The sequence below is a fragment of the Methanosphaera sp. genome (assembly GCF_022768985.1).
In the GTDB taxonomy this organism is placed as follows: Archaea; Methanobacteriota; Methanobacteria; order Methanobacteriales; family Methanobacteriaceae; genus Methanosphaera.
On the sequence record NZ_JALEKL010000004.1, the window covers coordinates 20,874 to 34,463 of the forward strand.

The 13,590-nt window shown below is 32.1% G+C and carries 12 protein-coding genes and 1 tRNA gene; 3 read left to right on the forward strand and 10 right to left on the reverse strand.

Translation table 11 applies throughout. From position 1 onward, the window contains the following. Positions 1 to 89 precede the first annotated feature (89 nt). The 5 genes from MRZ80_RS01295 to cobT all read right to left on the reverse strand — a co-directional run bounded on the left by MRZ80_RS01295 (position 90) and on the right by cobT (position 5,000). Positions 90 to 1,289: an aconitase X catalytic domain-containing protein gene (locus MRZ80_RS01295; RefSeq protein ID WP_292535446.1), complete on the reverse strand. Its 1,200-nt coding sequence runs from the start codon at positions 1,287 to 1,289 to the stop codon at positions 90 to 92. 70 nt (positions 1,290 to 1,359) lie between these two features. Then, on the reverse strand, positions 1,360 to 2,733 hold the full coding sequence (locus MRZ80_RS01300; protein WP_292535447.1) for a DHH family phosphoesterase: 1,374 nt from the start codon (positions 2,731 to 2,733) through the stop codon (positions 1,360 to 1,362). Continuing rightward, positions 2,699 to 3,100, reverse strand: a complete 402-nt coding sequence (locus MRZ80_RS01305) for a 30S ribosomal protein S15 (RefSeq protein WP_292535449.1) — start codon at positions 3,098 to 3,100, stop codon at positions 2,699 to 2,701. The genes MRZ80_RS01300 and MRZ80_RS01305 overlap by 35 nt, the downstream gene beginning before the upstream one ends. 108 nt (positions 3,101 to 3,208) lie before the next feature. Beyond that, positions 3,209 to 3,769, reverse strand: a complete 561-nt coding sequence (locus tag MRZ80_RS01310; RefSeq protein WP_292535451.1) for an XTP/dITP diphosphatase — start codon at positions 3,767 to 3,769, stop codon at positions 3,209 to 3,211. A 163-nt stretch (positions 3,770 to 3,932) separates the two neighbouring features. Further along, entirely contained in the window at positions 3,933 to 5,000 is a 1,068-nt protein-coding gene (cobT, locus tag MRZ80_RS01315) for a nicotinate mononucleotide-dependent phosphoribosyltransferase CobT (protein WP_292535453.1), read from the reverse strand. Positions 5,001 to 5,161: 161 nt separating this feature from the next. Between cobT and MRZ80_RS01320 the strand changes: the two genes are divergently transcribed. Continuing rightward, complete coding sequence (locus MRZ80_RS01320) at positions 5,162 to 6,778, forward strand: bifunctional N(6)-L-threonylcarbamoyladenine synthase/serine/threonine protein kinase (RefSeq protein WP_292535455.1); 1,617 nt, start codon at positions 5,162 to 5,164, stop codon at positions 6,776 to 6,778. A 66-nt stretch (positions 6,779 to 6,844) separates the two neighbouring features. Here MRZ80_RS01320 and MRZ80_RS01325 read toward each other — a convergent pair whose 3' ends face one another. After that, on the reverse strand, positions 6,845 to 7,672 hold the full coding sequence (locus tag MRZ80_RS01325) for an undecaprenyl-diphosphate phosphatase (RefSeq protein ID WP_292535835.1): 828 nt from the start codon (positions 7,670 to 7,672) through the stop codon (positions 6,845 to 6,847). Positions 7,673 to 7,893: 221 nt separating this feature from the next. Continuing rightward, positions 7,894 to 8,814, reverse strand: a complete 921-nt coding sequence (locus MRZ80_RS01330) for a branched-chain amino acid transaminase (protein ID WP_292535457.1) — start codon at positions 8,812 to 8,814, stop codon at positions 7,894 to 7,896. 244 nt (positions 8,815 to 9,058) lie between these two features. Here MRZ80_RS01330 and MRZ80_RS01335 point away from each other — a divergent pair. Beyond that, positions 9,059 to 9,130, forward strand: a tRNA-Val gene (locus tag MRZ80_RS01335). A gap of 256 nt (positions 9,131 to 9,386) precedes the next feature. Here MRZ80_RS01335 and MRZ80_RS01340 read toward each other — a convergent pair. Next, positions 9,387 to 10,274 carry a restriction endonuclease gene (locus MRZ80_RS01340; protein ID WP_292535459.1) on the reverse strand — a complete coding sequence of 296 codons (888 nt, stop codon included), beginning with the start codon at positions 10,272 to 10,274 and terminating at the stop codon, positions 9,387 to 9,389. A gap of 184 nt (positions 10,275 to 10,458) precedes the next feature. Here MRZ80_RS01340 and surE point away from each other — a divergent pair, with 184 nt between their 5' ends. Beyond that, positions 10,459 to 11,229, forward strand: coding sequence for a 5'/3'-nucleotidase SurE (surE, locus tag MRZ80_RS01345; protein WP_292535461.1), 771 nt, complete (start codon positions 10,459 to 10,461; stop codon positions 11,227 to 11,229). 49 nt (positions 11,230 to 11,278) lie between these two features. Here surE and MRZ80_RS01350 read toward each other — a convergent pair whose 3' ends face one another. Both MRZ80_RS01350 and ilvC read right to left on the reverse strand, forming a co-directional pair. Then, positions 11,279 to 12,289, reverse strand: coding sequence for a methanogenesis marker 12 protein (locus MRZ80_RS01350; RefSeq protein WP_292535463.1), 1,011 nt, complete (start codon positions 12,287 to 12,289; stop codon positions 11,279 to 11,281). A 182-nt stretch (positions 12,290 to 12,471) separates the two neighbouring features. Beyond that, positions 12,472 to 13,464: a ketol-acid reductoisomerase gene (ilvC, locus tag MRZ80_RS01355; RefSeq protein WP_292535465.1), complete on the reverse strand. Its 993-nt coding sequence runs from the start codon at positions 13,462 to 13,464 to the stop codon at positions 12,472 to 12,474. Between the last annotated feature and the right edge of the window lie 126 nt (positions 13,465 to 13,590).

Sequence of the window (13,590 nt, forward strand, 5' to 3'; positions counted from 1 at the left end):
AAATAAAAAAGCATCATATAAGGGTAAATTACCCCCATACAATACACTTGCAACACACCTTTAAGTTACAAGATTTCATCAAATATGATCTATTCTGATATCATATCAATAAGATTTTCAACACTATCATAAACTACATCAAGCTTACACATACTAGGAACATAGTTTGCAGCTTTAGCAGAATTTACACCAATAACTTCATAGCTAAGATCCTCAACAGGAGCTACAACCATACAAGTATCAGATACAATCTTACCACCAGCAGCTTCAATAATGTCAAGATATCCACACTGTTCACTCATAGCCTTAATTGCTTTTGATGTACAAATCCAAAGATCAGCCTTAAGTTTACGACCAGAGATGAGATTTGCAACTTCCTTAATTTCACTAATTGATGCATGAGGACAACCAAGACATACAAGATCTGGCATCTTATCTGTAGTATTAAGCTTTAAAATAGTATCTTCAATATCACTTGCTTCAATATCTACAACTTCAAGTTCACCAAATGAATCACAACAACTTGCATAGTCAGCTTCAGGTGTAACACCTTCAATGTGATAAAGACTTACAGCACCACTAGATGCAAGAGCAGCACCAAGTAATTTAAGATTGTTACGTGAAACCTTATCATTTAATCTGAAATATGGCTTTTTATCATTAACAATCTGTCCTGTAAAGTATCCAAGAGCACCATAATCAATTGAATCTTTAAAGTCATAGTCAACATTAAATATCATGTCAGCCTGACGATTTTCAAGAATATGATTACCATAATATGGAGTTCTTCCAACAATAGCAGCAAGAAGTGCACTAGGTCCACCTTCTCTGTTACTTCTAGCACCAATAGCACTATTTACATAACAAACAGCTGATGATTCAGACCATGCAACATGCTCATTAATAAGAGGACTGTTACCTACAAGATATGGGGTACATGTACATGTACTCATAACACCAATACTTTCATATCCCTCTATAATATCAACCTGTTTTTTACTAAATTCTTCACTAAAACCTAGCTCCTGCCAATTTTCAATGTCAACACCAGCAGGGTTAAGCATGGTTTCAAGCATTACATCACATTTCTTTCCTAAATCAACAACAAAGTCAAGACCAGCATCACCAATGGTTTTATATGATACACCAGATACTTGTGCTGATGTAATAGGAACCATACATTCAGCATCATAAATCTTACCAAGACTCATAAGTATTTCCATACATTCAGCCTTACCTTCACCATATTCACCATCATACATGTCTTGTTCATATTTTGTAAGTTGCATAATCCATACACTCCCAATTATTAAAAATTCTCTTTTAAAATTTTCTTAGTTATGATAATATTTATCTAATCTAGTTATTATTTATTTGATATGCTACCATTTCATCAACAAGGTTAATGAAGTTATCCATCTGATTTGCAGGAATTGTAGCACCAGCTGCAATATTATGACCTCCACCACTACCATTGAAGTTCTGTGATGCCTGGTTCATAATAACACCAAGATTAACACCTTTTTCTATCATATTATCAGTTGTACGTGATGAAACCTTAACCAGGTTATCCATACGCATAAGTGATAATATAGGCTTATCAGGTACAAATCCAAGTTCTATACCAATACTACTTACTGCTGCTGCAACTTTCTTCTGCTCTTTGTCTTCTGTGTAGATGTATTGAATGTTATCTTTTTGAATACTACCTTCACGTTTAATCCATTCAACACCACTTTGCATACCAGATGCATACTTACCAAGTAAGTTAAGAGCAAAGTCCATCTGCTGGTATTTACCAAGCTGAATACCTACAGCTGCTGTATATTCCTTATTTTTACCACAACTATTAAGAAGATTAGAGTACTCCTCAACATTACTAAGTTCACGTCTTATATTATTAATCTTATAAACCTCACCAAACACATCACTATTTACAGAGATAAGTTGCTCTTTAAGAGTTTCATATTCATCACTACTAAGATCAGCTAGGTATTTATCTTTAGAAATACCATTTTCACTAAGAAACTCAGATGATTTTTCAATATCTGCAGATAGTCCACTAAGAGGAGGTGTGTATGTATATGCTATAGATTTATATAATGGCTGAGTATTGCTATAGGCAAGTTTAAGGTCATCTTTAACTTCAATAACATTACGTTCAACAGCCTCATCGCGTATCAATTCATTAATACCACTAACTCCACCTTTAAGTTGCATATCACCACATGCACCAACAAGTGCTAAAGATGCAAGTTCATAGTATTTAAAATCATGTACTGATAAGTATGAAAGACCTGAACCACTAACATCACGGGTTCCATCTATATCAAAAAGATGTGGGTTTACGTGAACAAATTCTTTACTTTCAGATTCTACTTCAAAATCAGCATCCTCTTCGGGTATCTGATGGTGATCTGCTACTATTACATCACCTTTAAGTTTTGAAATATTTCTTAATTCTCCACTTCCCATATCAGAAAAAATAAAAAGTTTATAACGGGATTTGCTAAGTTCTTTAACATTACTACCTCTAAGACGTGGTAGTATTGTAACATGGAATCTTCCACCTGCTTTCTTAATTGCATTAGCAAAAATTCCAGCAGATGTAAGTCCATCGGTATCGTTGTGAGAAACAATTCTCACAACATGCCCTTGATCAATATGTGACCTGAGAAGGTCACAGGCTTCATCAGCCCTATTTAACAAGCAGTGCTGCTGTTTTTGGATCATATCTCCATCCTTCTGGAAGAACATTGTTTTTGGTGTAGTATTTTACAAGTCTTCTGATTTTAGATTCAATTTTAATTAATCCTCTTTTTGAGTGGATATCTTTTGGGTTTTCATCTAAGTGTTCTCTTATGTTTATTGCTCTTTTAATTAAGTTAAGAAGGTCTTCTGGGTATTCAAATGTTGTACCATTTTTTTCAAGAATTTCTGTGATTTTTGCTCCCATTACAGATTTTGTACTAGGAATTCCGTATTGGTCTCTGAGTGTGATACCAATTTGGCTGGTACTTTGTCCTTCTTTGTATAATTTTACGATTAATTCTTCGATTTCTTCTGGGTTTTGTTCTACCCATTCAGGTGCGTTTGCCATGTTTTAATATCTCCATTAAATTTTCTTTTATTAAATAAAAAGATTCCTATGCATATATGTAAAATTAGAATTTTAAATATGTAGTTATTCTATCTTTCTATAAATTATCTATTCACATTTTTCTTCAGAATACCATTTGGCAAATTTTTCCATTGATAATCTTCTATGTGAACATTCATTTTTTTCATCAGTTGTAAGTTCGCCGTATGTTTTATCATATTTTTCTACATAAAATAGTGGATCGTATGCAAAACCATTGTCGCCTTTTTCTTCTGATAAAATTTCTCCACTAACAGTGCCTAAAAAAGTCTTGGGTTCACATTTGGGTTCACAATACCCAATACATGACCTGAATTCGGCGTATCTGTCGGGTTCATCTTCCATTAGTTTTATAATGCCCTTGTTTGTCAGAGTTTCCTGGACGTAAGATGAATAAGTTCCTGGGAAGTCTCCTAAGGCACGTATAAACAAGCCTGTATCATCTACTATAACTGGTTTTTGAAGCAGTTCTGCAACGTATTTTGCTCCGTATGCTGCAACTTCCTCAATTGAGCCTTGTACTTCAGGATATCCTGGGTTTTCATGCTCAACATCAAAACCAAATTTTTCAAAGATACCTCTTGCCTCTTTTACTTTATGTTCATTTCCAGTTATAAATGTTACTAGCATATTTATATTTATATTACTTTTTTATAATATACTTATGCTTTTATTTATTTTTGTGTTGTTCACATAAAGAGATGCTTTGCAAGTGTATTGGTTCATAAAACATGAAAAAAAAAAGAAAATAAAAAAAAAGGGTGTGTGAAGAATAGAATCTGAAGATATAATTTTAGAAGTGTTTTTCTGTAATTTCTTCAGCTTTCTTAATATATTCAGGTGATGTTACACCTTTAATGTATGCATAGAATATTGCTCCACCTGCACCTACACCTTCTTTGATGTTTCCACGTGCATAGTTTTGAAGACCTACAACATCAGAGTTTTGAAGTAGTGGATCTGCTGCAAATACATTAATATCAGCAATTTGATTTACAATATCAAGAAGATTTGCTGTTTCATCGTTTGCAACATATGTTGTTGTTGCAATACAAATATTATCAAAGTTAAAGTCAGCATCTAGTGCTTTAACAATTGCACATGGTGCTGTCATCTGACTTCCACCTGCAAGAATAACAGGTACATCTGCTCCCATCATAAGACCTGCAATAGCAATCATTGTAGGATCACCTGCAATTTCAACAGCTTTAAATGGATCATCAGCTAGATCTCCAGGTTTAACATTATTTTTCTCAAGAGCTGCATCTACAACACTATTTTTAAGTTCATGAGGATTTGTAACCATACATCCACTTACCTTATTTTTAGCATCATATCCAAGTGCTACAAGTAGTCCAAGTGTTGTGGTTGTACCAGCAGGTGTTGATTCTCCAATAATAATATGATCTACACATTTTGATAGAACTTCTGCATATTTTTTAGCATTTTCAAATATAATTTGTGGATCTTTTACACCTACTCCTTCTCTTAGATCTCCACCTGGAACTCCTCCAAGTTCAACATATGGTACTTTTGGTGTAACTTCAAGACCTGCATTTATTGGTATAAATGGAATGTTAAGTAAGTCAATTGTTGCTTTTGTAAGAAGTGCTGGTGATGGTGCTGAAAGTTCATCAGCATCTGTTGATGCAATATTTGGAAGTGATAATGCCATATCTTTAAGTATAACTTCAGCATCAAGAGCAGGAGTGTATGATGTAAATTCTGGTGATCCTGCACCTGTAATTTTTGGTATTTTTGATACTGCTGTATTTGACATTACACATAAAAATGCTGGATTTTCTTTTTGTTGGATTGTTTTGATCATTTCATCTGACCCGAATACTTTAATATTTTCCATTGTATAATTTCTCCTTGTTTTTTGTTAGTTAAGAATTTTTTTTTATTATCCTTTTATAATATTAATTTTAAATATAATTATATCCTAAAAATTTTAATAAAAATTATTATTAAATCTATTTTTACTATTATTAATAATCATAGGGGAGAGAGTAAAATAAAATGATTGCTTTAGGAATAGAAGGAACAGCTGAAAAAACAGGAATAGGAATTGTGGATTCAGATGGAAATATTCTTGCAACATGTGGAGATCAATTATATCCAGAAGTTGGAGGAATCCATCCAAGAGATGCTGCAGAATTTCATGCACAGCATTTCATACCACTCATAAAAGATGCACTATGTGAGGCAAACTTAACACTAAATGATATTGATCTTGTATCATTTTCAAAAGGACCAGGACTAGGACCTGCTCTTAGAACAACAGCAACAGCAGCAAGAAGTCTTGCATTAAATATAGATGTTCCACTTATCGGTGTAAATCATTGTATTGGACATGTGGAAATTGGAAAACTAACAACAGGTGCAACAGATCCTGTAACACTATATACAAGTGGTGGAAATACACAGATTATAAGCTATGAGGCAGGACGTTATAGAATAATTGGTGAAACACTTGACATTGCAATAGGTAATTGTCTTGACCAGTTTTCACGTGATATAGGACTTGGACATCCTGGAGGTCCTGTAGTTGAATCACATGCACAAAATACAGATGAAACAGTAAAGCTTCCATACGTTGTAAAAGGTATGGATTTATCATTTTCTGGAATTCTTACAAGTGCAATTAATAAGTATAAATCAGGTGTTGATCTTGATGTTATATGTAATAGTTTCCAGCAGACATGTTTTGCAATGCTTTGTGAGGTAACAGAACGTGCAATAAGTTATACTAAAAAAGATGAAGTTCTTCTTTGTGGAGGAGTTGCAGCAAATAAAACACTGCGTAGTATGCTTAAGCAGATGTGTGATGAACACTATGTTGACTTTTATATGCCTCCTATGAAGTATTGTGGAGATAATGGTTCAATGATTGCACGTCTTGGTCTTCTTGCATATGATGAAAAGCTTTGTGGTATAAAAAATAGTTATATTAATCCAAAATTCAGAACAGATCAGATGGAAGTTACATGGATTAAAGATGAAACAAAACATAACATAAAACTACCAGAGGATATGATAGATAAGGGTGCTGAAGCTGATATAATAGATGCTACTTGGAATGGAAAAGATGCAATTATAAAACATCGTGTTAAAAAGAATTATCGTATAGATGAAATTGATGATAAGCTAAGATCAGAACGCCTAAAACAGGAAGCAAAACTGATACATGATGCAAAAAATGCTGGTATCAGGACACCATACATCTATGATATTGACCTTAAAAATAAGTCATTAGTACTTCAAAAAATAGATGCAGTACAACTTAATGATATAATCATGAATACAACAGATTCAACACAATTGTATGACTTATTTATACAAATAGGATCTGATGTAGCATGTATGCATAGATGTGGTATTATTCATGGTGATCTTACAACAGCAAACATACTAATTGATTGTGATATGAATCCATACTTTATAGACTTTGGTCTTGGACGCTATAGTGAGCTTCTTGAAGATCAAGGAGTAGATCTTCTTGTATTTAAAAAATCATTAAAAACATTAAAACCAGAAATTTCAGATGAACTATTTAATAAAGTTCTTAAGGGTTATGATGATGTAAAAATAAAAAATAAGATTGATGAAATTGAAAAAAGAGGAAGATATCTATAAAAGGATACTAAAATTTCTTCTTTTATTTTTTACTCTCCCATTTTATACTTTTTCACTATTTTTTCCTTAGAACATTACAGTTGCAAGTATTGTTATGATACCAATTATCCAACAGTAAAATGCAAATATGTCAAGACTCCATCCTTCAATCATTTTAAGCAGTAGTTTGATTGATAAATATCCAAATATTACTGATGATAAAAATCCTGCAACAAGTACAAATGCTGATACATCGATTGTAACAATGTCTTTTATTTGTATTAATCCTGCACCAAGTACTGCTGGTATTGAAAGTATAAAGCTGTATCTTGCAGCATATTCACGGTTTAATCCTGCAAATAATCCTGCTGAAATTGTTGCACCTGATCTTGAAATACCAGGTAAAACAGCAAGACCTTGACATACACCTAAAGCTATTGCCTGTTTAAATGTCATGTCACGTTCTGTAATACTACCTGATTTATGTCTTTCTGACATGTATAGTAGTATACCTGTAATTATAAGGAAAACTCCAATAAAGAGTGTACCTCTAAATATTGTTTCAATAGCATCTTTAAATAATATTCCCATTATTCCTGTAGGGATTGTTGCTACAATTAATAGCCATGCAAATCTCTTTGCTGGAACCTCACGTATACCTTTAAGGAACACTTCTTTTGACTCTGTAAGGTCAAGAATACTTAGTATAAATCCCTTCAAGATATTGACAATATCCTTCCAGAAAACACTAAATATTGCAACTAGTGTACCAAGGTGAAGTATTGTATCAAATACTAGTGATGTTTCAACACCAAGAAGGTGTGGTACTAATACAAGATGTGCAGAACTACTAATTGGTAGAAATTCACTTATTCCTTGAACTGCTCCAAGGATAATTGCACTAATTAGATCTATCAATTAATTTATCCTCCTTTATTTATGTATTATAAAGAGAAGAATTTAAAATAAATATTTTTTTTAATAAATTCTAGAATTTTTATAATTGATAATAGTTTTCTTTGTTATTTTATTCATATGTTTTTATAATAGTAGGTTTTATCAATTAATTTCATAACTAGAGTAATTAATATAAAAAAAGTAAAAAAAAGTTGGGTGTTGAAGAGGTAGTATTAGACTTATAAGAAGTCTAACCATCCATATTTATCTTCAACTTTGTTATTTAATACATCAAAGAATGCATCTTGGATTTTTTTAGTTACAGGGCCACGTTTTCCTTTTCCTATTTTTATTTGATCTATTGATCTTATAGGTGAAAGTTCTGCTGCTGATCCTGTGAAGAATACTTCATCAGCAAGATATAATCTTTCTCTTGAGATTGTTTCTTCTTTTATTTCATATCCAAGATCTGTTGCAATTTTCATTACTGAATCTCTTGTAATTCCTCTAAGTACTGATGATCCAAGATCTGGTGTGTATAGTGTTTCATCTTCTACTAGGAATATGTTTTCACCTGATCCTTCTGCAACGTTTCCTGAGTAGTTTAGAAGTACACATTCTTTGTATCCATTGAGTGTTGCTTCCATTTTTGCAAGTTGTGAGTTCATGTAGTTTGATCCTGCTTTTGCAATGTTTGGCATTGTATCTGGTGCCATTTTTCTCCAGGATGATGTGCATACATCGATTCCTTGTTCGAGTGCATCTTCACCTAGGTATTGTCCCCAGCCCCATACAGCAATTACTGTTTCAACAGGACAGTTTAGTGGGTAAACTCCTAGTTCATTAAGTCCTCTAAATGCTATAGGACGGATGTAACATGATTTTATGTTGTTTATGTTTATTGTGTCTTTTACAGCTTCACAGAGTTCATCTACAGTGTATGGTATGTCCATTCTGTAAACTTTAGCTGAGTCGTGTAGTCTTTTCATGTGATCTTTTAGTCTAAATACTGCTGGACCATTTTCTGTATCATAACATCTTAATCCTTCAAATACGCTACTTCCGTAGTGAACTACGTGTGATAGTACGTGTATTTGTGCATCTTTCCAGTCAACTAATTCTCCGTTAAACCATATTTTTCCTGTTTCATCGAATGCCATTTTTATTGTTTCCTTTAAATTTTTATTATGTTTTTATATATGTTTTTTGTATAATATATAATTCTTTTAAAAAATTGTATTTTTTATAGTTTATTTGGTGTTTTTGTTTTTTATTTTAATCAATGTCTAAATTTTATTTTTTTATTCCTATTTTTTCTAGAAAACAGAAACCTTTATATATAACTTAAGATAAATTATTGAATAGAGCTTAATTTAAGCTCAAATTGAAAGTTATTTTTACACTGGGCTGGTGGTCTAGGGGTATGATACCTCCCTTACAAGGAGGGGATCAGGAGTTCAAATCTCCTCCGGCCCATTATACTTATAAAACTTATTTTAAATTCTAATTTTATATTGATTATTGTTTCAAATTCATTTTTTTATAGACTCTTTAGTTATAACTAATAAGTTATAACTTATAACTTATAATAAACTAAATATTTACAAAAACAGATAAAAACTACTCTAAATATCATATAAACTATCTAATAAAAGATTTTAAAAAAAATAAAAAAAAAGAATGAAATAAATATTTCTCCAGAGAAAAAACATTTAATTAACTAATCCACATTTTACATAGTCAAAGTTACAATTGAAATAATAATTGAAATGAAAAATATTATTCCACCTTTAAATATAAGATCTGAAACATTTCTATTAACAAGTGCCAGACCACCAAAACATACAATAGCACTAGTACAGATTCTACCAAGACCAGTATAAGGACCTGATGTAATCATACTAAAGATGTAAGATACAGCAGATGCAATAACAATAAGTAAAATCATATAAACAATCATATGTTCTTTGAAAAACTCAAAAGTTCCACTAAGATCAACACTAGATGCAGCATTTCTCACACCAGATGTATTAACACTAGGTCTATTAAAGCTAAATCCACTACCTGATGATCTTCTGCTAGATTTACTTCTGCTTCCTCCACCACGATTTAAACTAGGCATTCTACTACGAGCAGAATCAAAAGCATGAGATGAGCTACTACTATGTGAATCTAGACGTGCAGGACGACTAGGGGGTGTGTATGTATCATCATAATATCCATCATCATCATAGTCAACAGTAGGTTCAGATACAACAGTACGTTTTTGTGCATAATTTTTAGCAATCTTAATTAATCCTTTCCTATCAACTAATTTAATATTACGTTTCTGAGCATATAATGCACATCCATGAGTATAACTGCTGGTGGTAAAGATAATAATTTTTGATGCTCTAAGATTTCTGGCAGCTTTCTCCATATCCTTAATAACATCTAATCCAACCTTCCATGGTTCTTCATAGTTTTTACATGCAACAACCACGCCAACTTCACCAACATTTGTACTAAGGGTTCCATAAATATCAATAGTTTGATTTGCAACTCTGTAATTTTTAGTTACATTAAATCCACTATCATCCATAACAGCGGCAATAAATTTAATTAATTGTTCTTTTTCCAAAGTTTTCCCTCATTATACTTTTTGTTAATGTTAATTGAAGATTTAACATTTAAGTTGATTTATATCTTTATTTCTTTAAGTATTATATATTATCTATAATTTATATTAGATGGGAATTCATTATTCAAAAAATCATAATAAAAAACTAAACCATAATAAAACACCTAATAATAAAAATAATAATATGAAAATCTTAATAACTAACGATGATGGACTCAGCTCAGATGGAATACTTGCAGTAAAACAGGCAGTAGAAGATCTTGGTGAAACAACAGTAGTAGCACCACAATCACAACAAAGTGGAGTAGGACATGCAATAACACTAATGAAACCACTTCGTGTATTTAAAACAAAACTAAAAGATGGCTCATACGGCTATGCTGTAACTGGAACACCAACAGATTCACTAATAATGGGATCAAAATTCATAGTAGAAGGTGGACCTGACCTTGTAATATCAGGAATAAATGTTGGAGAAAATCTATCACGTTCCATAACAACATCAGGAACACTAGGTGCAACATTTGAAGCAGCATCATTTAAAATACCATCAATTGCAGTATCACTTGAAATTGACAGAGAAGATCTTAAATTTAAAAATGGACCTGAAGATATAGATTTCAGCTTTGCACAGAAAATTCTAAAAAAAGTAGCACGTAACGTTATAAAACATGGAATGCCAGAAGGAGCTGATATTCTTAACTTAAATATACCAGCAAATCCAGAATCTGAGGAAATTATACAGACAAAACTAGCAAATCGTATGTATTCAACAACTGTAGAAGAACGTCAAGATCCATATGGACATAACTATTACTGGATAAAAGGTGACATGTTAAAACAAGATGGTGAAGGAACAGATGTAAATACACTACACCAGCTACATCAACCTGTAATAACACCACTATCTGTTGATATGACAGCAGATGTTGATGTTAAAAAATGGATAGAATAGATGAAAAATCTAAACTATTCTCCTTAAAATTACTTTTTTTTATAATTACTTATTTTCTTACATTAATTCCCATAATATTATCATAGTTATTTTTAGCTATATCATATGCAATATATGCACTACCTATTGCACAGCTTTTTGATGTCATAATCTTAACTTCTGCAAGATCCTTAATTTGATCACTAATCATTCCTGCAATATCAATAGGCTTTCTCATACATCCACCAGATCCTGTTAATATTATACCATCAACAGGCTTTTTACTAATTCCATAAAGACCATAGATTTCCATAACAATACTCATAACCATACAGTCAATAGCAACAAGAGCATCTTTATCACCATTTGCTGCTTTTGATATAATTTCATCTTTAACTTTTGTAACCTTTGAATCTACTCCCGCAATTTTTGACACTCCTGCATGTGAGAAGCATTCATTTGATGTTTTAAGACCAGCATCAATTTGGCGCATCATTTCAAGGTCAATAGGACCATGAATAAAACCCATAGCACCAAGACATGCATCAATAGCACCACGTATCTTACCATCTTCAACTAGAATAGAGACAGTATTTGAGCTAATATCTGCAATTATCATATTTTTAAATCCTGTCTGTTTATATGCATAGTATGAAAGACTTACCTTCTCTGCACTTGCACAGTGTGAATAGCTTAATCTAAAACGTTCATCAAGCCATTTGCAGTCTCTGTGAAGACCTGGAAGCATAACTGTTTTAATACCTAATCTTTCAATATCCTCATAAACTTTACTTCCACCACCAACACGTTTACCAATACCATTTATTGATTTTATTCCACGTTCTTTAACATCACCAAGTGGTGTTATTTCTGTAAGATCATCACCCATAGAGTATGTCATACAAAGAAGGTTAATATCATCAATGTCAATAAATTTTGTTATTTCATCATAAAATGTAACATCACCACATGCTAGTTTATCACGTGCAAGTTTAAAAAATCCAGCATCACATCCATCCTCATCTAGTATCTGAAATGACACTGCTGTTGTACTATGATCCATTCCAACATAATATCCCATAATAATTCTATTCTCCTAGTTTATTTTTTTTGTAGTAAAGTAATTTATTTTATTAAAAATTAGTTTTTTCTTTTAGTTTAAAATTATATTTTTTAATTAAGTTTCATTTAAAAATTAGATCTAATTAATTATTGGGGTTTAAAGTTTTTAAGTAGTAAAAAAAAGAGAAAATAGAAGTTAATCTATTCTTCTTTTTGTAATCCACAAGCAATTCTTAATTGTTTACCTACGGTTTCGATTTGTTCTTCACTTTCGATTCTTCTTTGTGTGTATAATCTTGGGTATGCATTTTCACTGTCTACAGCGAATTCTGTTGCAAATGTACCGTCTTGGATTTCTTTAAGAATTTCTTTCATGTTAGCTTTTGCTTCTTCTGTAATTACTCTGTCTCTTCTTGTAAGTCCACCGAATTCTGCGGTGTTACTTACATCATGCCACATGTTTCCGAATCCTTTTTCATAGATTAAATCTACGATAAGTTTCATTTCGTGACAGGTTTCAAAGTATGCCATTTCTGGTTTGTATCCAGCTTCTACAAGGGTTTCAAATCCAGCTTTGATAAGTGCTGTTAATCCACCACAAAGAACTGCTTGTTCTCCGAATAAATCTGTTTCAGTTTCTTCTCTGAATGTTGTTTCTACTACTCCAGCTCTTGTAAGTCCTGTTGCTTTTGCCATTTCTATTGCAATATCGAATGCGTTTCCTGTTGCATCTTGTTCGATAGCTATGAGACCAGGAATTCCGAATCCTTCTTCGTATGTTTGTCTTACTTTTGATCCAGGACCTTTAGGTGCTACCATTGTTACGTTTACATCTTCAGGTACTCTTATACGATTAAAGTGGATGTTGTATCCGTGTGAGAATGAAATTGTGTTACCTGCTTCGAGGTTGTCTTTGATTTGGTTTTCAAATACATCTTTTTGAATTTCATCAGGGATAAGTATGTGTATGATGTCTGCTTCTTTTGCTGCTTCTTCGATTGTTTTTACTGTTAATCCGTCAGCTTCTGCTTTTTTCCATGAGTTTCCGCCTTCTCTTAATCCCATAACAACGTTTAATCCGCTGTCTTTCATGTTAAGAGATTGACCTCTTCCTTGACTTCCATATCCAATAACTGCTACTGTTTTATCTGCTAAAACATTTGTGTTTACATCGTCATCATAATAAAGTTTCATTTTATCGAGTACTCCTTTTAAGTTTAAATAAAATCTCTAGATTTATTTTTATTATAATTTTATATTCCAAATTAAATTGTATATAAATTTTATTGTATACAAAATATACTATGTTTTTTAAGTTAT